Origin of the sequence: Tumebacillus lipolyticus, assembly GCF_042682745.1 — a bacterium.
Classification (GTDB): domain Bacteria; phylum Bacillota; class Bacilli; order Tumebacillales; family Tumebacillaceae; genus Tumebacillus_A; species Tumebacillus_A lipolyticus.
Genome location: NZ_JBHUIO010000019.1, coordinates 26,813 through 47,070, shown reverse-complemented (window position 1 = coordinate 47,070; position 20,258 = coordinate 26,813). Strand labels below are relative to the sequence as shown.

General features: G+C 57.4%; 8 protein-coding genes. All 8 read left to right on the top strand.

What is annotated here, in order from left to right; genetic code table 11:
- Positions 1–4 precede the first annotated feature (4 nt).
- The 8 genes from ACFSOY_RS19925 (at position 5) to ACFSOY_RS19890 (ending at position 20,244) form a co-directional block, all read left to right on the top strand.
- Entirely contained in the window at positions 5–307 is a 303-nt protein-coding gene (locus ACFSOY_RS19925; RefSeq protein ID WP_386049607.1) for a hypothetical protein, read from the top strand.
- A gap of 11 nt (positions 308–318) precedes the next feature.
- Positions 319–1,056, top strand: a complete 738-nt coding sequence (locus ACFSOY_RS19920) for a TerC family protein (RefSeq protein WP_386049606.1) — start codon at positions 319–321, stop codon at positions 1,054–1,056.
- 152 nt (positions 1,057–1,208) lie between these two features.
- A complete protein-coding gene (locus ACFSOY_RS19915) occupies positions 1,209–1,379 on the top strand; it encodes a hypothetical protein (protein ID WP_386049605.1) in 171 nt (56 codons plus the stop codon).
- Between the two features lie 16 nt (positions 1,380–1,395).
- The gene (locus ACFSOY_RS19910; protein WP_386049604.1) at positions 1,396–1,995 is read left to right on the top strand and encodes a class I SAM-dependent methyltransferase; all 600 of its coding nucleotides are present in this window, start codon (positions 1,396–1,398) and stop codon (positions 1,993–1,995) included.
- A 72-nt stretch (positions 1,996–2,067) separates the two neighbouring features.
- Positions 2,068–2,442 (top strand): hypothetical protein, encoded by a 375-nt coding sequence (locus ACFSOY_RS19905; protein ID WP_386049603.1) that lies wholly within the window; start codon positions 2,068–2,070, stop codon positions 2,440–2,442.
- A 149-nt stretch (positions 2,443–2,591) separates the two neighbouring features.
- Positions 2,592–9,128: a MupA/Atu3671 family FMN-dependent luciferase-like monooxygenase gene (locus tag ACFSOY_RS19900; protein ID WP_386049602.1), complete on the top strand. Its 6,537-nt coding sequence runs from the start codon at positions 2,592–2,594 to the stop codon at positions 9,126–9,128.
- Positions 9,129–9,144: 16 nt separating this feature from the next.
- Positions 9,145–13,680, top strand: a complete 4,536-nt coding sequence (locus ACFSOY_RS19895) for a type I polyketide synthase (protein WP_386049601.1) — start codon at positions 9,145–9,147, stop codon at positions 13,678–13,680.
- A gap of 3 nt (positions 13,681–13,683) precedes the next feature.
- Positions 13,684–20,244: an amino acid adenylation domain-containing protein gene (locus ACFSOY_RS19890; protein WP_386049600.1), complete on the top strand. Its 6,561-nt coding sequence runs from the start codon at positions 13,684–13,686 to the stop codon at positions 20,242–20,244.
- Positions 20,245–20,258 lie beyond the last annotated feature (14 nt).

Genomic DNA, 20,258 nt, shown 5'->3' with positions numbered 1-20,258 from the left:
CTTTTTGCTGTATGAAATCGCCTTTCCATTGGCCAACCTCGATCGATTAATAGACTTTAGGCGATATGACGAGCATCGTGTACTGCTCAGAACAAAGAGATTGGGCGAAGTCGAGCAAAAAATTGATCGAAGGGGCATCTGTGATGCGGCTGGGCCAGCCGCATTGGACGGTCAACAAAAGCAGACATCGCCGATTGATAAATCCCAAATGACCGCTCCGAATGTTTCCGCCGAGCCAGAGCCGCATCTTTTGCTGTCGGCTCTTCTTTTTTTCTTCCGTCGCCATATCCATTGTAGAGATGGCTGACAAGCAGGAAGGTGGAGGAAGAGATGCTCGCCGATTCGTTTGTAACCGATTTGCTCAAACTGATCTTGATCAACGTCGTCCTGAGCTGTGACAACGCCCTGTTGATCGCCTTGGTCTGCCGCAACTTGCCCCCGCAGGTGCAGAAAAAGGCGTACTGGTGGGGCAGCATCGGGACGGTGGTGCTGAAGGTGGGGCTGACGTTTGTGGCAGCAAAACTGCTGCTGATTCCCTATCTGCAGGCGGCAGGCGGGCTGATGCTCGGCTACATCGCAGTCGGCCTGCTGCGTCAAGGCGAGGATCGGCCTGTGATGCAGCAACAATCCCACCTGTGGAAGGCAGTCCAAACGATCATGATCGCCGACCTTGTGATGAGCATCGACAACACGGTCGCCGTGGCGGCGATCGCGGGTGGCGATCTGTTGCTGATCAGCATCGGCTTTGTCATATCGGTGCCGCTGATCCTGTTCGGAGCGGATGTGGTGACCAAGCTGATGGAGCGCATTCCTTCGCTGATCTCGCTCTCCGCCGCCTTCTTGGGATATGCCGCCTGGGAGATGGTGCGGAAGGATCGCGCGGTCGGGCCGATGCTGACCGAACATCTCGCGACGCTTGAAGTGCTGATCCCCTGGTTGATCGTCGCCTCCCTCCTCCTGTACGGACGAAAGCAGGCTGCTCGCGTCGTCACCGTCCCCTTTTTCAAGAGCGGACATCACCGAAAGCGACACGTGCGGCCTGATCGGGAACGATAAGCGTGCGATGCGAAAATGAATCGGATCGAGATCGGCAGGACTTCGCGATCGAGCGAGCGTCGAGCGCAACCTTTGTGCGGGGTCACTCGATTGAAAGACGCTCCGAAATGCGATAGGCTGAGAGCACAGCAAGAGATGCAGGTGAGTTTGAGGTGATCGAGGTGGTGGCAGTTCCTGATGCTGATGAGCGTGAAAAGCAGGTCCGTTTTTGGAAGAAGCGGCTCCGCATCTCACCAGTCTACCTCGATCCGCCCAACTGTGAGATGACCGTCCTCGAAAATGAGGCTTGCACGGTCGATCTGAGATCGCCGTGTACGATCTAAAGGAGGAATCTTTACGATGACCAACCAATGGCATGAGCGCTTCAGCGCAGAAGAGTACGTCTACGGAAAAGAGCCGAACGCGTTCCTCGCGTCGATCGCACACCGCCTGCCTCCCGCGAGCAACCTGCTCGCCATCGCCGAAGGGGAAGGGCGCAACGCCGTCTTTCTCGCCGAGCAAGGGCACGCGGTCACCACGTGGGACTATGCGGAGTCCGGCCTGGCGAAAACAAAACGCCTCGCCGCCGAGCGAGGTGTCGAGGTGACCACCGAGCTGGTCGACCTGAACGATGCGCCGTGGCAGGCGGAAAAGTGGGACGGGATCGTCTGCTTCTTCGGCCATCTGCCCACTCCGCTTCGCCACCGCACCTTGTCGCAGGTGCAAGCGGCAGTCAAGCCGGGCGGCTACTATCTGACCGAAGTCTATTCGAAAGATCAGCTGCCCTACAAGAGCGGTGGGCCGAAAGATTTCGATCTCCTCTACCACCCAGAAGAGTTTTTACAGACGTTTTCCGACTGGAAGATCCTGCACTTTTTTGTGGGAGAAGTGATGCGTCACGAGGGGGACTCGCACCACGGGCTGTCGCATGTCATCCAGTTCTTCGGTCAAAAGCGATGAGCGGGCGGCTAAAAGGATAGCGGACAACCTTCGCAGGCTAAAGAAGCGACCTGCCGACACGCGAATCGCGAAATGCAAGTGAACAGACTGGCCCTTGCGCGAATGGAATGGCAAGCGGTTGATCAGGATGAGGAGAGCAGCAAGAGTGTCATCGCTTGCAAAGTTCAGCCAAGTGCAAACAATGGAGAAAAGCGTCAGGCAGGAAGAGCCTGGCGCTTTTTGCTGTGCTTCGCGGTTTTCGTTCATAAAAAAAGTAAAGTATTTATATGGATGATAAGGAGTGTTACATTTTCAATTTCCGAAGATTATCTTCAATTGAGATCATCAAAGTATAGATTTTTCATTAATTCATATTATAATAAAAATACAGAACTGATTTTAGTAGATCTACCACAGCGTAATTTGGTAACGGATCAATTATTTGACTTCTGGCATAGAAATTTATAATCAAAGAGAGGTAGTTCTATATTTAGTTTGCTAGATAACGGTGATCGAAACATCATTGTGATCTGTCCGCGGTGGTTCACAGAAGGACAGGCCGATTGATGCGAAGAGATAATTGAATGTTTTAAGAATTATAACGGGAGGTTTGGGGCGTGGCGAATTTGGTGCATAGATGTTGCACACTACCTGAATTATTGAGTTGGCGGGCGTCGGTGCAGACAGATCGACGAGCATTCACCTTTCTGACGGAGAGCGGGGAAGAGCACGCGATCACATATGGGGAGCTCGATCGGCAGGCACGGTCTTTCGCCGCGCGTTTACAAGATCGGAACGCGCATGGAGAGCGAGCTTTGTTGTTGTATCAGCCCGGATTGGAGTATGTCGGCGCCTTTTTTGGCTGCCTCTATGCGGGCGTTGTCCCAGTGCCCGCATATCCTCCGCGAATGAATGGAAACTTGGGCCGCTTGCAGTCTGTCGCGCAAGATGCGGGTGCCAAATTTGCGCTGACCAGCGCAGCGATCCATCAGGGAATCGAGCGGCGTTTTGCAGAGGCTGCGTGGCTTCAGGAACTGAGTTGGCTGGTGATGGAACGTTCGCTTGGCTCAGCGCGGGATGACAGCTGGCAACTGCCAGAGCTGAAGGGGGATCAGTTGGCCTTTTTGCAATATACTTCGGGATCGACCTCGCAACCGAAGGGAGTCATGCTCACACACAACAATCTGTTGAGCAATTTGGAAATGATCGAGCGGTCGTTTGGCACTACCGCCGAGGATCGCGGAGTGGTCTGGTTGCCACCTTATCACGACATGGGGCTGATCGGGGGCATCTTGCAACCGTTATACACGGGATATCAGATGACGTTGATGGCGCCAGTCGATTTCATTCAGAAGCCGCTGCGCTGGTTGGAGACGATCTCGCGACTGCAGGCGACGGTCAGCGGCGGGCCGAACTTCGCCTATGAGCTATGCTTGCGGAAAATCACGCCCGAGCAGCTCGACCGGTTGGACTTGAGCCATTGGAAGATTGCGTTTTCTGGAGCAGAGCCGGTTCGCAGCGAGACGATCAATCAGTTTTCTCATTATTTTGGTAAATCGGGGTTCCGCAGCGAGGCGTTCTACCCGTGTTACGGCTTGGCGGAAGGGACGTTGTTCGTCACCGGAGGAGCGCAGGAAGAAGCGCCGATCGTACAGACGATCCGCGGCGACATGCTGAAGCAAAATCAAGCGGTCACGGCGATTGACGGGCAGGAAGGAAACCGAACATTGGTCAGCAGCGGACGCCCCGCTTTGTCGAATCAGCAAGTTGTGATCGTAGACGCGAAGGAACTGACCGCGTGTGCTGATGATCATGTCGGTGAGATTTGGGTGTCCGGCCCAAGCGTGGCTCACGGTTATTGGGGACGACCTGAGCAGACCGAAGAGACGTTTCGGGCGTATCTGGCCGACAAGGGCGAAGGGCCGTTTTTGCGGACGGGCGATCTTGGGTTTATCCGGGACGGTGAACTGTATGTGACGGGACGCCTAAAGGATCTGATCATCATTCGCGGACGCAATTATTACCCGCAAGACATTGAATTTTGCGTACAGGAATGCCATCCAGCTGTGAAAAACAGCAATGGTGCCGTTTTTGCTGCGGAGGAGGACGGAGAAGAGCGGTTGGTGATCGTTCAAGAAGTTGAGCGCCAATACCGCAAGGGCGATCACGAGGAAGTCGTGCGGAAGATTCGTCAGGCGGTTGCTGAGCAGTTTCAATTGCAGGCATACGTCGTCATTTTGATCAAGCCGGCAAGCATCGCCAAAACGTCGAGCGGCAAGGTTCAGCGACATGCCTGCAAACAGCGCTTCCTGGACGGAACGCTGCAAGCGGTCTATGCGAGCCAGTTGGGCAGTAGTCAAGGATCGAGCTCGACAGGTGAAGCATCGAACAGCGACACAGCGACGGACAAGCTGACACGCGATCAGCTGATGTCGATGTCAGAAGCGGAGCGTTTCGGGGCGCTGCAAGCGCAACTGCTGGGAATAGCAGCGCAGGTGCTCAAGGTGTCACCAGTGCAGATCGAATTTGATCAGCCGATCAATGCGTTTGGCCTCGACTCACTGATGGCGGTGGAGTTGAAAAACGAGATCGAGGAGAACTTCGGCGTAGACTTGTCACCGGTTGATTTTTTGGAAGGAGCCAACTTGGCAACGCTCACAGCGAAGGTCATGGAGCAGATGGGCGAACGTGAAGTCATCGGGGAAATAGAGGCGGGCGAGCTGCTCCCGAGTGTCGCGAAGCAGGAGTTTCCCCTCACACATGGACAGCGTGCGCTGTGGTTTCTTCAGCGATTAGCACCCGATCACACGATGTTTAACCTTTCGCGGGCGGTGGCTCTGGAGGCGGAGCTTGATCTGGCCGCTTTCCGGACAGCGCTTAAAGGGGTGATCGAACGCCATCCGCTGCTTCGGGCGACGATCGTGGAAAAAGAGGGCGAACCTGTGCAGCAGGTGCAAGCGCAGGTGGAGCCGCACCTGCTGGTCGAAAACGCAGGTTCATGGAGTGAAGAGCAACTTCAGGAGCGATTGCAAGCGGAGGCGAACCGTCCGTTCGATTTGCAGCAGGGCCCGCTGCTGCGTGTGCATCTGTTTGTCCGAGCGGATCGAGCGAGCGTGTTGTTGTTGACCATCCACCATCTCGTCATCGACTTCTGGTCGTTCAACGTGATGCTCGATGAAATGTGGAGGGCGTATGCTGATCTAAAACGAGCGAAACTGCCAGTTTTCACAGCGACTCGCGGTTCGTTCGCCGATTATGTAGCGGAGCAGAGTCAGATGCTATCGGCCGCCAAAGGGGAAAAGCTCTGGTCTTACTGGCAACAGCAGCTCGGCGATGCCCAGACTGTGCTGAGCTTGCCGACCGATCGTCCTCGTCCTGCTGTGCAGACCTACAACGGGTCAAGTCACACGTTCCGCTTGTCCGAAGCGTTGACACGGCAGCTTAAATCGTTGGCGAAGGAACAGGGCGTTACGATGTACGTCCTGCTGATGGCAGCTTTCCAAACGCTCCTGCATCGGTATTCCGGCCAGACTGACATCTTGGTGGGCTCCCCAACCGCTTGCCGCCCCTCCGCGCGCTATGCGGAAACGGTCGGCTATTTTGTCAATCCTGTCGCGGTGCGGGGGAACTTTGCAGAGCAACCGACGTTTGGCGAGCTGCTGCATCAGATGCGCCATGCTGTGCTCGGAGCTTTGGAGCATCAGGAGTACCCGCTCTCGCTGTTGGTAGAGCGCTTGCAGCTCCCGCGCAACCCGAGCTACTCCCCCTTGTTTCAAGTGATGTTCACCTTCCAAAAATCGCATGTGCTCGACGAGCAAGGTCTGACTGGCGTGGCGATGGGGGATGCAGGAACTCGCCTGACCGTGGCAGGTCTGGACATGCGGACAGTTCCGCTTGCGCAGCACAGCACGCAGATGGATCTCTGGCTGACGATGGGCGAGGTCGATGGGGAATTGAGCGGTTCGTTCGAGTTCAACACCGATCTGTTCGAGCGTTCGACGATCGAGCGGATGATCGGTCATTTCCAAACTCTGCTCATGTCGGCGAGCCAAGATGTGGATCGCCCGGTCGGTGACTTGCAGCTGATGACCGAAAGCGAGCTTTCGGAGCTTCTGGTCAAGTGGAACGAAACATCGGTCGGTGATGCGGTGGGGTCATGCATTCATCAGCTGTTTGAAGCGCAAGTCGAGCGCACGCCGAATCGGACGGCTGTGGTGTTCGAAGGGCACAGCTTGACCTATTCGGAGCTGAATCGACGGGCCGACCAGTTGGCAGCACTGTTGCGTGAGCGGGGTGTCGGCGCAGAAAAAATGGTCGGGCTGTGCATGGAGCGCTCCCTGGAAATGATCGTTGGACTGCTGGGGATTCTCAAGGCAGGAGGGGCGTATGTTCCGCTCGATCCCACCTATCCGGCAGAGCGGATCTCCTTCATTCTCGACGACGCACAAGTCTCCTTGCTTCTCACGCAACCTCATGTGCTTCCACAGCTCTCCGCACAGCAGGTACAGACGGTGTTGCTGGATCACACATGGGAAGTGTTGGAGAACTACAGCGATGTGACGTTTGCCAGCGGGGTGAAGCCTGAGCATCTGGCTTACATGATCTATACGTCAGGTTCAACAGGTCTCCCGAAAGGCGTCATGATCGAGCATCGCAATGTAGCGAACTTTTTCATCGGCATGGATCAACGCATCGGCTGCTCAGAGGACGATACGATCCTCGCCGTCACTTCGATCTGTTTTGACATCTCGGTGCTGGAACTGTTCTGGACGCTCGTGCGCGGCGCGAAAGTGGTGCTCTTGTCCGAGCGGGAAGCATCGGGCGGACTCGCTCGCATGCAGACGAGGAAGACGGGCAATGGCATGGAATTCAGCCTCTTCTATTTTGCTAGTGACGAACAGGAGGCGAACGACGGGGAGAAATACAGACTGCTGATGGAAGGGGCCAAGTATGCGGATCGAAACGGATTTGCTGCCGTCTGGACACCAGAGCGCCACTTTCACCAATTCGGCGGCCTCTACCCGAATCCAGCGGTGATCTCTTCCGCACTGGCGATGGTGACAGACAACATCGAGCTGCGGGCGGGCAGCGTGGTTCTGCCCTTAAACTCTCCGATCCGCGTCGTCGAGGACTGGTCGGTGGTCGATCATCTGTCACGCGGTCGGGTGGCCCTGTCGTTTGCGTCCGGTTGGCATGCTGATGATTTTGTATTAGCACCGGAGAACTACAAGGATCGCACGAACAGGATGTTTGAAGAGATCCAGACGGTGCAGAAGTTGTGGCAAGGAGAAGCTCTGCCGTTTGTGGGCGGAGTCGGCCAAGAGGTCATGGTGCAGACTTTGCCACGACCGATGCAAAAAACATTGTCTGTCTATGTCACGTCGGGCGGGAATCTGGAGACGTTTCGGCGGGCTGGCGAGATCGGGGCGCACCTGCTGACCCACTTGCTGGGGCAGACGGTGGAAGAGTTGGCAGAGAAGATCTCCGTATATCGTCAGGCGCTGCTCGAAAACGGATATGATCCGCAGTCGCGACGTGTCGCGTTAATGCTGCACACGTTTCTCGGCGAGAGCGTCGAAGAGGTGCGTGAGAAAGTCAGAAAACCGTTTACCGATTATCTGCGCTCTTCCTTCGGTTTGGTTGAAAATCTGGTGCGCAGCGCGCAACTGGATGTAGATCTTAACAACCTGTCTGCAGAAGATCGCGAGGGAATTTTGGGCTTGGCGTTTGAACGCTATTTTGAAACGAGCGGGTTGTTTGGCACACCGGAGACATGCTATGCGGTTGCCGACCGCCTCAAACGGATCGGCGTCGACGAGATTGCCTGCCTGATCGATTTTGGTGTCGATAGCGACCAAGTGCTTGACAGTTTGGACAGGCTGAACGAACTGCGCAAACGGTGCAAGCCGGAGAACCGTCCGGCAGATGAGGAGATCGATTTTGCCAAGGGTGATACTTCGTTAGCCGGACAAGCGGCCGCTCATCGGGCGACGATGATGCAGTGTACGCCTTCGCTGATGAAGATCTTGAGTGCAGATCGGGACAAGATGGCGGCGTTGCGGTCGCTCCGAGCGCTGATGCTCGGCGGCGAAGAAATGCCGGCAAAACTGGCAGAAGAATTGCGCCACCAGCTGCCCGACGTCCGCTTGATCAACATGTACGGCCCAACAGAAGCGACCGTTTGGGCGACGACCTATGAAGTCACCCAAACGGAAACGGTCGATCGCGTGCCGATCGGCCGCCCGTTCGCCAATGTAAAAACGTATGTTCTCGATAGCCGGTTGCGTCCCCTCCCAATCGGGGTGCCGGGAGAACTGCATATCGGCGGTGACAGTTTGGCACGCGGCTATCACAAGCGTCCGGAGCTGACGGCAGAGAAGTTTATCGCCGATCCATTTGTGGAAGATCCGAGCGCACGGATGTACAAGACGGGGGACCTTGTTCAGTATCTCCCTGACGGCAACATCAAGTTCCTGGGGCGGATCGACGATCAGGTGAAAATACGCGGCTTCCGCATCGAGCTCGGCGAGATCGAAAAAGTGCTCGTCCAGCATCGGGCGGTGCGCGAGGCGGCGATCGTCGACCGCGAGGATCTACAAGGAGAGAAATATATCGCCGCCTATGTTGTGTTTGCAGAGCCGTATGCATCACAGCTACCAGAAAGCGGTGAACTGCGTGCGTTTTTGCAGGACAAGCTGCCCGATTATATGATTCCCTCCGTTTTTGTGACGCTCGATTGGTTGCCGCTGACGCCCAATGGCAAGCTGAATCGCAAAGCGCTGCCCGATCCAAAAGAACAGCGGGCGAACAAAGATGTTGCTTATGTGGCGCCTCAAAACGAGATGGAATTAAAGCTTGCGAAGATTTGGCAGGAAGTTTTACTTGTGGAAAAAGTGGGGATTCACGATAACTTTTTTGAGATCGGTGGACATTCGTTGCAGGCTGTTCAAGTTCACAAGAAGTTAACGGAATCGTTTTTCGTCGACATTCCGATCGTACAGCTGTTCCAGTACCCGACGATCAGCGCGCTGACCAAGTTCTTGAGTCAAGGCGAGCAGGGCAAGTCGGTCGCGAAAAAAGGGCGGGAGCGTGCAGCGAGCCGGCGAGAAATCCTGCAGGAGCGCGGACGAATCCGCGACCGGAAGAAACGATAGAGAGGGTGCGCGGTTGATGAGTAACCTTGAGGGGATCGCCATTATCGGCATGTCGGGTCGCTTCCCAGGAGCTGGCAAGGTAGATCAGTTCTGGCAGAACATTCGGGATGGCGTCGAGTCGATCACATTTTTTACGGATGAGGAATTGCGGGACGCAGGGGTGAGCCCTGCGTTGATCGCCAACCCGGACTATGTCAAGGCTGGTGCGGTGATCGAGGGGATTGAAGAATTTGATGCGCTGTTTTTCGGATATTCGCCGCGAGAAGCAGAGACGATAGACCCGCAGCATCGCCTGTTCTTGGAGGTCGCTTGGGAGGCGTTTGAAAATGCGGGGTATCAGGTGGACGAATTCCCCGGATTGGTCAGCGTGTTTGCCGGAGCCGGTCTGAACCGGTACCTTTTGCACAATCTGATGCACAATCAGGAGTTGATCGAGTCGATCGGTCAGCATCAGATGATGATCGGAAACGACAAGGATTTTTTGTCGACGCGGGTTTCCTACAAGCTCAATCTGAAAGGCGCGAGCGTGAATGTGCAGACCGCTTGCTCCACCTCGCTCGTCGCTGTGCATTTGGCGTGCCAAAGCTTGCTGAACGGCGAATGCGACTTGGCGTTGGCAGGAGGCGCATCGATTGAGGTCAAGCAGAAGGCGGGCTATCTGTATCAGGAGGGCGGAGTCGCTTCTTCAGATGGTCATACTCGCGCGTTTGATGCGTCTTCAAACGGAACTGTGTTCGGCAGCGGGGTCGGGGCGGTCGTGTTAAAGCGCCTAGAAGAAGCGGTGGAAGACGGAGATCAGATCTATGCGGTCATCAAAGGGTCGGCGATCAACAACGACGGCGCGACCAAAGTGAGCTATACGGCGCCCAGCGTGAACGGTCAGGAGGGCGTCATCTCCGAAGCGCTGGCGGTCGCCAACATCGATCCGGGCACGATCCGCTATCTGGAAGCGCATGGCACGGGAACGGCGTTCGGAGATCCGATCGAGATCGAAGCACTGACGCGCGCATTCCGTGAATACACAGACAAAACTGGATTTTGCGGCATCGGGTCGGTCAAAACAAACATCGGCCATCTCGATATCGCCGCCGGTGTGACCGGGTTGATCAAAGCCACGATGGCGATCTATCACCAACAGCTCCCACCGAGCCTCCACTTTGAGCAGCCGAATCCGGTCATCGATTTTGCGAACAGTCCTTTTTATATAAATTCTGAGGGGCAAGCGTGGGCGGCGGGAGCAGAGCCGCGCCGAGCTGGCGTCAGTTCATTCGGATTTGGCGGAACCAATGCGCATGCGGTGCTGGAAGAAGCGCCGGCCCTTGCGGAAGCAGATCCGTCCCGAGACTGGAAATTGCTGATCTGGTCAGCCAAGACGGATACCGCGCTGGAGAAAGCGACCGATCAGCTGCTCACACACTTGACGCAGCACGAGGAGCAAGATCTGGGTGATGTAGCCTATACGCTGCAAGTGGGGCGGAAACCGTTCGAACATCGGCGCATGCTGGTATGCCGCGATCGGGAGGACGCGATTCAGGCTTTGCAAGCACGCGATCCGCTGCGCCTGTTAAGCGGCGTTTGTGAACAGGAGATCACCGAGACTCCCGTCGCATTCATGTTCTCTGGCACGGGCAATCAATATGTGGGGATGGGACGAGATCTGTACGAAACGGAGCCGGAGTTTCACGATCAGGTCACCCGGTGTGCAGAGATCCTCGAACCGCTTTTGGGGCTCGACATACGCGATGTGATCTATCCGACAGACGATCAAGAAGAGCAGTATGACATCTATCAGATGAGTCTGGCGCTTCCCGCTCTGTTCGTGGTCGAATACGCCTACAGTCAACTGCTGATCAAGTGGGGTGTCAAACCGCGGGCGATGATCGGTCACAGCCTCGGCGAATATGTGGCCGCCTGCTTGGCGGGGGTGTTTTCACTTGCAGATGCCCTGTCATTGGTGACCAAGCGGGGTCGCATGTTCCAGGAGATGAATGCTGGCGCGATGCTGACGGTCAACTTGTCACCAGACGAGTTGAAACCGCTGCTCGGAACCGATCTGTCGCTGGCGACCGTCAATGCACCGACACAGTGCGCACTCGCAGGCTCGCTCGATGCGATCGATGCGTTCGAGCAGCTCGCGAAGGAACAGGGCATTTCATATTCGCGCCTGCACGTTCCGGCTGCCGCTCATTCGCATCTGGTCGAACCGATGATGGAAGTGTTCGCCAAATATTTGCAATCGTTCGAGCTCAATGCGCCAACGATTCCGTTTATCTCGAATGTTACGGGGACTTGGATTGCGCAGGAGCAGGCGACCGACCCGAACTATTGGGTGCAGCATCTGCGCCAAACGGTGCGTTTCGCAGATGGCATCGGTGAACTGTGTCAAAACCCGAACCTGCTCCTGCTGGAAGTGGGGCCGGGGAAGTCGCTGAGCAGCTTCGCGATGCAGTCCAAGCCACAGGGCGATCTGGGTCGTGTGATCATGACGTCGATGCGCCATATCAACGATGTGCAAGCGGATGATCAGGTGCTGATGAACACGTTGGGAAAATTATGGCTCTCCGGCGTTCGCATCGACTGGGACGCCTGCTACGAGGGGGAGAGGCGCCGGCGCGTCCCGCTTCCCACCTATCCGTTTGAACGTCAGCGCTACTGGATCGAGGCACAGCAAGCGATCTATACCGGGCCTGTTCAACGCATGGAGCGTTCGGTCAGCGATGATCCGTCCGGCTGGTTTTACGCACCGCTCTGGCAGCAATCCTCGCTGAAGCTGTCGGAGCAGAACGTTGCAGAATCGCGTCGCTGGCTGGTGTTTGTTGATGAATGCGGCTTTGCAAACCGGCTGGTGGAGCGCTTGACCGCTCTGGGTCATCAAGTGCTGACTGTCGAAGCGGGTGCGCAGTTTGGGCGTAAGAGCGACAGTTCCTATCTGCTCAACATGCGCCGCAGTCACGAATATGACGAGCTGGTTCGCGATTTGCAGCAGCGTGGACTGGAGCCGGATGCGATCCTTCATGCGTGGAGCGTATATGAAGAAGTGGGGAGTCAAGCGGACGAGGCGATGTTTTTTGAAGCAGCGCAATTTCGCGGCTTCTATTCGCTGATCTTCCTCGCGCGTGCGCTGGGCCGTCTGCTGCGCACCGAACCGCTGTCGATCTGGACGCTCGGCAACGCTCTTCAGCAGATCGAAAGCTCCGATGTCGCTCTGCCCGCCAAGTCCACCCTGCTCGGGGCATGCAAAGTTGTGACACAAGAATATTCGAACCTGATCTGTCGTTCCCTTGACGTCGCGTTGCCGAAAAGCGGAAGTCAGCAAGAGCAACAGCTGCTCGATCGCCTGCTCGCAGAACTTCTGGCGGCCACGCCGGAGCGAGAAATTTCCTATCGCGGTCACGTTCGGTGGGGGCGGAGCTATCAGCCGATCGAGGTGCCGCCACTTCCCGATCGTCCTGCCCGCCTGCGGGATGGTGGCGTCTATCTGATCACCGGAGGTCTCGGAGCGACGGTCGGGCAGTTGATAGGAGCGTATATCGCCAAGCGGGCCGATGCAAAATTGGTGCTCACCACTCGTGCGGGGATGCCAGCGCGTGCGGAGTGGGAAGCATGGCTGTTGCAACATGGGGAAGCGGAACGCACAAGCCAGCGCATCCGATATGTGCAAGAGCTGGAGCAGCTGGGGGCAGAAGTGCTCGTGGTGCAGGCGAATGTGACAGATGCGGAGCAGATGAAGCTTGCGTTTGAAACGGCGGAACATCGGTTTGGTCGTCTGGACGGGGTGATTCACGCTGCCGGCGTGTATGAATCGAGCGCTTTTACGCTGATCTCGGAGACTGGCTATCCAGAATGCGAACATCATTTTGCCACCAAAGTGCATGGAGCGATGGCGCTGCAGCAGGCTCTTGAGGGCAGGGAGCTCGATTTCTGCCTGCTCGTCTCTTCGCTGTCGTCCTTGCTGGGGGGCACAGGGTTTGCTGCCCATGCTGCTGCCCACCAATTTCTTGATGCGTTTGCCGAGCGGTTGAACGCAGCGAGCCAATATCCCTGGATCACGGTCAATTGGGATATCGATGTCCTGCAAGAGCATCCGGAGATCTTCGGCTATGCCTTGCATGTGACAGATCGACTGCCAGCTTTCATCGTGTCGAAACAGGATGTGAAGCTGCTGATCGACCAAATCGTCTCTGTCGATCTGACGGCCGAGACGGGAGGTCAAACTGGCGAGCGTACGTTCAATGCGCATGCGCGCCCGAGCCTGCACACCCCTTATGTGGAACCGGGCAACGAGACGGAAAGATTGATCGCCCAGCAGTTCGAAGAGCTCTTGGGCATTGAGCCGGTCGGCGCTCATGATGCGTTCTTCGATCTGGGCGGCAACTCGCTGTTGAGCACCAAGCTGGTCACCCGCCTGCGAGCCCTTTTTCAGATCGATTTGCCGCTGAGGATCATCTTTGATGCGGGCACGACGGCCGAATTGGCGCTCTATATTGAAGATCTGTTGATCGCTGCCATCGAGAATTTAAGCGAAGACGAATTACGAGCTTTGGAGGTTTAAAGCATGTCAGAGAAAACGGAAATGCTTGAACGCCTGATGCAGCGGAAATCGAGCCTGACGCCTGCACAGATGGCCTTGCTTGCCAAGCGGCTGCGGGGGGAAGAGGTGGGAGGCGGGGTCGATCAGAGGATTCCGAAGCGCCCGATCGACAGTCCGGCCGCCCTGTCGTTTGCTCAACAGCGTCTGTGGTTTTTGGATCAGCTCGAATCGGGAGGCGCCACATATAACATTCCGTCGGTGGTTCGGCTGGCTGGGGTGCTGCTGGTCGATGTGTTGGAGCAGAGCCTGAATGAAGTGGTGCGCCGGCACGAGGTGCTGCGCACTTCGATCGTGGAAGAACAGGGCGAGCCGGTGCAGTGCATCACCGATGGCCTCCGCCTGACGCTTCCTGTCGTCGATCTGCGCCATCTGCCGGAAACTGCGCGAGAGGAAGAGCTGCGGGCTTTGGCACGCCAAGATGCGCAACAAGCATTTGATTTGCACAAAGGCCCGATGATGCGCGCCACCTTGCTGCAGATGGCAGAAGAGGAGCATGTGCTGCTCCTGAGCATCCACCATATCGCTTCAGATGCGTGGGGGCTTGGCGTGCTGATTCAGGAGATGTCGGTGATCTATGCGGCGTATGCGACAGGCAAATCGCCGCAGCTGCCAGCATTGTCTGTGCAGTATGCCGACTTTGCACACTGGCAGCGAAAGCATCTGCAAGGTGAGGTGTTGGAAAAGGAACTCTCCTATTGGCGTGAGCAATTGGGCGACAAGCTGCCGATCCTGCAAGTGCCGACAGATCGACCGCGCTCGGCGGTTCAGACGTTTGCCGGAGCGGTTCACCGTTTCTTGATCGCGGAGGAATGGACAGACAGGCTGCGCGCGCTGAGCAAGAGCGAAGGCACGACGCTGTTCATGACCGTTTTGGCCCTCTTCAACGTCTTGCTGTATCGGTACTCAGGGCAGGAAGATCTGGCAGTCGGCACGCCCGTAGCGAATCGCACCCGCTCAGAGGTGGAGGGTTTGATCGGCTTTTTTGCCAACACGCTGGTGCTGCGCACTCGATTGAGCGGCGAGATGACGTTCCGCGAGCTGCTGTCGCTCGTTCGTCAAGTCACTCTCGACGCGCAGGAGCACCAGGATGTTCCGTTTGAAAAACTGGTCGAGGAGTTGCGACCGGAGCGCAGCAGGAGCCATTCTCCCCTGTTCCAAGTGATGTTTGTTCACTTTGAGGACCCCTTGACGCATTTTGCTCTGCCCAAGCTGACGATGCAGGTATTGGACACGGACAGCGGCACTTCAAAGTTCGACTTGACGCTCGATCTGCTGGAGAAAGAGGAAGAGGTGCTGGGCAAGTTCGAGTACAACACCGATCTGTTTGACGAATGTACGATCGCGCGGATGACTGAGCACTTTCTGAAGCTGATGCACCGCCTGCTTGAAGATCCGGATCAAAAGATCGCCCAGGTGGATCTGATCAGCGCCGAAGAGCGTGAACGCTTGCTTCGCGAATGGAACGAGACGGAGAGCGAGTTGGCAGCAGATCTGGAGATCGTCAAGCTCTTTTCCCAACAGGTGGAGCGCACGCCGGATGCGGTCGCGGTCGAGTTCTCCGGCGAGTCGCTGACCTACCGCGAGCTGAACCTCCGTGCCAACCAACTGGCCCATTATTTGCAAACGTTAGGCGTAGGGCCGGATGTGTGTGTAGGCATTTGCTTAGAGCGCTCCCAGCAGATGATCGTTGGGGTGCTCGGCATCTTGAAAGCAGGCGGCGCCTATGTGGCGCTCGACCCGTCGTATCCTCCAGAGCGGCTCGCCTTTATGCTCGAAGACAGCAGCGTGCCGGTGGTTGTCACCGATCGACGCCTTCGCGGATTGTTGCCGATCGGTCAAGCGACCGCCGTCATGCTCGATGACGATGCGGAGATGATCGCCAGCTATCCGCACACCGAGCCGGAGATAGGCGGGGATGTGGATCGGTTGGTGTATTTGATCTACACCTCGGGCTCCACAGGCCGGCCGAAGGGCGTCGCGATGCCCCAGCGCCCGCTCGTCAACCTGCTCGCTTGGCAGTTCAATCATTTTTCGCTCAACCGGCCTGCTCGCGTGCTGCAGTTCACATCATTGAATTTTGATGTGTCGTTTCAAGAGATTTTGTCTACGCTCTGTGCGGGAGGCACGCTGGTCTTGATTGGGGAGGATGTGCGACGCGATGCGGTGGAGTTGCTGCGCATCGCGGAAAGAGAGCGCGTTGAGCGACTCTTCCTGCCGTTTGTGGCTTTGCAGCAGATGGCGGAGACCGGTCTGGAGAGCAACATCGCGCCCGCATCGCTGCGTGAAATCATGACGGCGGGCGAGCAGTTGCAGATCACGCCAGCGCTTGCCGAGTGGATCGGGCGGCTGCCAGGCTGTGTGCTGCACAATCAATACGGCCCGTCAGAAACGCACGTTGTGACCGCCCTCACGCTGCAAGGCGCTCCAGAAGCGTGGCCAGCTTTACCGCCGATCGGGAAGCCGATCGACAATGTACAAGCGTACATCCTGGACACCAACCGCTGTCCCGTCCCCGTCGGGGTGATCGGGGAGCTGTATTTTGGTGGGGTCGCCTTGGCCCGCGGCTATCTGAACCGTCCTGATCTGACACAAGAGCGATTTATCGCCGATCCTTTTTCTGCGGATGAAGCTGCTCGGTTGTATAAGACGGGCGACCTCGCGCGTTGGCGGTCGGACGGTCAGATCGAATATGCAGGGCGAGCGGACGACCAAGTGAAGATCAATGGCTTTCGCGTGGAGCTCGGCGAGATTGAGAGCGTGCTCAGCCAGCAGGAGCAGGTGCGGGCTTGCGCGGTGACCACATGGGAGGATGCGTCGCGGCAAAAGCGTTTGGTCGCCCATGTGGTGCTGCATGAGCAGGGGGTGGATCACGGGGAACTTCGAAGCTTCCTCAAAGAGCGTCTGCCGCAGTACATGGTTCCGGCTGCGATCATGGTGATCGATCGCTTGCCGCTCACGCCGAGCGGAAAAGTGGATCGCCGTTCGCTGCCAGCCCCAGACCAGCTGCAGACGGAAACAAAATCTTATGTGGCGCCAGAAAGCGAGGCGGAGAAGCAAGTAGCGAAGATTTGGGGAGAGCTGTTGCAGCTTGAGCGAGTCGGACGCAATGACAACTTTTTCGACCTCGGGGGACATTCGCTGTTGGCAACCAAGCTCATCTCGCGGATTCGCACCGCGTTTGGAGTCGAGATGCCAGTCGGTGCGCTGTTTCAATTCCCCACCCTACAAGCTGTCGGCGAATACATCGAACAAGGGATTGCCAATGGGAAAGCTGCTGCCGAACTGCCGATGAAGAGGATTTCCCGCGAACAGCCGCTTCCGCTCTCGTTTGCCCAGCAGCGCCTGTGGCTGCTCGATCGGCTCGCTCCCGGACAAGCGGTGTACAACATGCCGTTTTCGGTGCGCTTTGATGGACAGTTGCACATCGAGGCGCTGGAGCGGAGCCTCAACCAGATCATCTGCCGTCACGAGTCGTTGCGAACTGTGTTCATCGAGCGAGATCATCAGCCGCTGATGCGCATCTGTCCGTTCACCGAGCAGCACATGCAGGTGATCGATCTCTGCGACCTGCCCGCTGGGGAGCGCGAGCGGGAGATGGAGCGCCTGATCTGCCGAGCGGCAGCAGAACCGTTCGATCTGAGCGCAGGTCCGCTGGTGCGCTTCGCTCTGCTAAAGGTGGAGGAACGGGCGCATATCCTGCTGTTAAACCTGCATCACATCGTATTCGATGGCTGGTCGATCGGCGTGTTTACCAAGGAGCTGTCTGCGCTGTATCAACAGCTGGCAGCGGGAGGCGAAGCGGCGCTTCCTGATCTCCCGATTCAATATGCGGACTACGCAGGCTGGCAGCACCAACAGCTCACACCGACCGTGCTGGAAGAGCAGCTCGCCTACTGGAAAGACCAGCTCGGCGGCGATCTTCCGGCGCTCGAACTGCCGACCGATCGCCCGCGCCCACCGGTGCAAACATACCGCGGGGACATCGCGACTTTCGTCTTGCCGCCAGATCTGGTGAGGTCACTCACCGCTCTGTCGCAGAGCGAGGGGGTCACGTTGTTTATGACGCTGCTCGCCGCCTATCAGACGTTGCTCGCCCGCTATAGCGGGCAGATGGATCTCTGCGTCGGGACACCGATCGCGGGACGCAATCGCGAGGAGACGGAGAACCTGATCGGCTGCTTCATCAATATGCTGACTTTGCGAACTCAGCTGGACGGACAACCGACGTTTGCAGAGCTGTTGCAGCGGGTGCGAGCGGTGACGCTCGGCGCTTACGCTCATCAGGACATCCCCTTTGAAAAGCTGGTCGAGGAATTGCAGCCGATGCGCGACCGCAGCCGCTCGCCTTTGTTTCAGACGATGTTCATTTTACAAAACGCTCCGCTCGGGCCGATCGAGCTGCCCGGCGTGCAGATCACGCTGCTCGATCCGCGTTCAGAAGTGGCGAAATACGACCTTTCCTTCTCGCTGTTCGAGAGTTCAGCCGGGTTGACCGGGTCGGTGGAATACAACTGCGACCTGTATGACCAGACGACGATCGAGCGCCTGATCGCTCATTTTTCCAACCTCTTGCAGGCGGTGGCAGCCGATCCGGTCTGCAACGTGTTTGAGCTCAACCTCTTTACGCCGGAGGAGCGAGAGCAACTGCTGTTCGGATGGAACGAGACGCAGGTGGAGTATCAGCTTGCGCCGAGCATCTCGGCACAGTTTGAACGCCAGGCCGCGCGGGTGCCGGAACGACTAGCGGTCGTGGCGGCTGGCGAGGGGCTGACCTACCGCGAGCTGAATGAGCGGGCCAATCGGGTCGCACATCATCTGCGCAGCTGCGGCATCGAACGAGATCAAGTGGTGGCGATCTGCTTGGAGCGCAGCACAGAGATGCTGGTCGCGATCCTCGGCGTGCTGAAAGCGGGTGGAGCCTATCTGCCGCTCGATCCAGACTATCCGCTCGATCGGCTGGTCTACATGTGGGAAGACAGCGGGGCAAGCTGGCTGCTGACGAGGAGCGGCACGGCCAAAGGGATGTCGATCGCCGGAAATGGCGGGGTGATCGATCTGGCAGAACTGCCTGACGGTTTGCCGACGCACAATCCTGAGCTTGTGAACGAGCCGCACGACCTCGCCTACTTGATCTACACATCCGGTTCGACCGGTCGCCCGAAAGGAACGCTACTTGAGCATCGCGGCGTTCTCAACCTGGCGAGTTGGATGGATGCTTCCTATCAATTTACTGATGATGAAGTCTTGGGGCAGTATTTTTCGTTCAGCTTTGACGGGTCGGTGTTCGAAACGTTCAGCGCGCTGCTGAGCGGCGTGTCGCTCTACCTGTTGACAGGAGATGAGCGACAGGACGTGCACAGGTTTGCAGAAGCTGTTGCGCGAGAACGACTCTCCTCCCTGACGCTTCCGACCGCCTTTTTCAATCAGCTCAGCCAATTGCTCACGGCGGAGGATGTGGACAAGCTCGCGAGCGTCAAACGGGTCTGGACGGCTGGCGAGGCTTTGACCGGCGAAGCGGTCGCCGCCTGGCAGAGCCGATTGGGCAGGCGGATCGAGCTGATCAACGCATACGGCCCGACGGAGGCGACCGTCTGTGTCAGCCTGTTTGCGATCGACGAACTGTGGGACGCATCGCGCAGCAGGGTGCCGATCGGGCGCCCGCTCGCCAATGTGCAGATGTACGTGCTCACAGCGGAGCTTGAGCCGTGCCCGATCAACGTGGTGGGCGAGATTTACATCGGCGGGGTCGGACTTGCGCGCGGGTATCTGAACCAGCCGGAGCGGACGAACGAAATGTTCATTCCAGATCCGTTTGCGCAACAGCCGGGAGCGCGCCTGTATCGAACTGGCGATTTTGGCCGCTTTTTACCGGATGGCACGATCGAATATGTCGGCCGCCGCGACAGCCAGGTCAAGATACGCGGGTATCGCATCGATCTTGGCGAGATCAGGGCGGCGCTGCAGGCGCACCCGCAGATTCGCGAGGTGGAGGTGATCGCCCGCGAGATCAGGCCGGGGGATCGGCGAGTGCTCGCCTATTTCCTGGAGCAGTCAACGGAGGGCGTCGATCTCGCCGAACTGCGCCGTTATGCGAAGCGGCGACTGCCGGAGCACATGGTGCCAGCCGCGTTTGTCAGGCTGACCGATCTGCCGATGACGGCGAACGGAAAAGTGGATCATCGGGCGCTCCCGCAGCCGACGATCGAAGATATGAGAGCAAGCCCCTATGTGGCGCCGCGCAACAAATTGGAGGCACAGCTTGCCGCCATCTGGTCAGAGCTGTTACAGGTGGAGCAAGTCGGGATTCACGACAACTTTTTTGACTTAGGTGGGCATTCGCTGCTCGCCACGCAGATCGCCTCGCGCATTCGGCAGGATTTTAGCGTGGAACTGCCGGTCAGCGCCCTGTTTGAAGCGAATACGGTCGCCGAGCTCGCCCTCCTTTTCGAGGAGCGGCAACTGTGGGCGACGACCGCAGATCTGGCGATGACGAGGGCACCTCGTGAAGGGCGCCGCCGCCGATAGGAAACATTTTGAGA

Bases quoted from the DNA above. Each gene is read 5' to 3' on its own strand.
- ACFSOY_RS19910 (WP_386049604.1), top strand. From the start codon at position 1,396: ATGACCAACCAATGGCATGAGCGCTTCAGCGCAGAAGAGTACGTCTAC.
- ACFSOY_RS19905 (WP_386049603.1), top strand. From the start codon at position 2,068: ATGCAAGTGAACAGACTGGCCCTTGCGCGAATGGAATGGCAAGCGGTT.
- ACFSOY_RS19895 (WP_386049601.1), top strand. From the start codon at position 9,145: ATGAGTAACCTTGAGGGGATCGCCATTATCGGCATGTCGGGTCGCTTC.
- ACFSOY_RS19890 (WP_386049600.1), top strand. From the start codon at position 13,684: ATGTCAGAGAAAACGGAAATGCTTGAACGCCTGATGCAGCGGAAATCG.